The following is a 337-nucleotide window of genomic DNA, read 5'->3' as shown; positions in this document are numbered from 1 at the left end:
CTTAGATTTTGTTGCAACTCTTCTCTAGTAACCTGTGGGTTTTGTTGGATCATTCGTCCCAATAATCTGGCTGATCTTTGAGTAATCTTCCTCGGAACACCTGATCGTCCTTGATTTTCAACGCTGTTAAGGGTCTTAAAGCGTGCAATAAACGATGAAACAGTTGTAAAAGGAATATTCAGGTTGCTAGCGATCTTTCTGTAACTGTTTCCATCCTTCCAAAGAGATACAATGAGTTGTTTTTGTGAACTGGTTAATTCTTTACCTTTAGCCATTATTGGAACCTTCTTGTAAGACAAGCAATTGCAGAATGCTCTGATAGTTGCAAATAACGTTA

Annotated in this window: 1 protein-coding gene; it reads right to left on the bottom strand. The window is 38.0% G+C overall.

Annotated elements, in window-relative coordinates:
• Positions 1–299: helix-turn-helix domain-containing protein (locus tag F0L68_RS44295; protein ID WP_223199658.1), on the bottom strand; the 299-nt coding region annotated here is incomplete at its 3' end.
• Between the last annotated feature and the right edge of the window lie 38 nt (positions 300–337).

Origin of the sequence: Solihabitans fulvus (assembly GCF_008386585.1) — a bacterium.
In the GTDB taxonomy this organism is placed as follows: domain Bacteria; phylum Actinomycetota; class Actinomycetes; order Mycobacteriales; family Pseudonocardiaceae; genus Solihabitans; species Solihabitans fulvus.
Note: the sequence above shows the minus strand (reverse complement) of the source record. Positions and strands in the feature narration are given on the sequence as shown.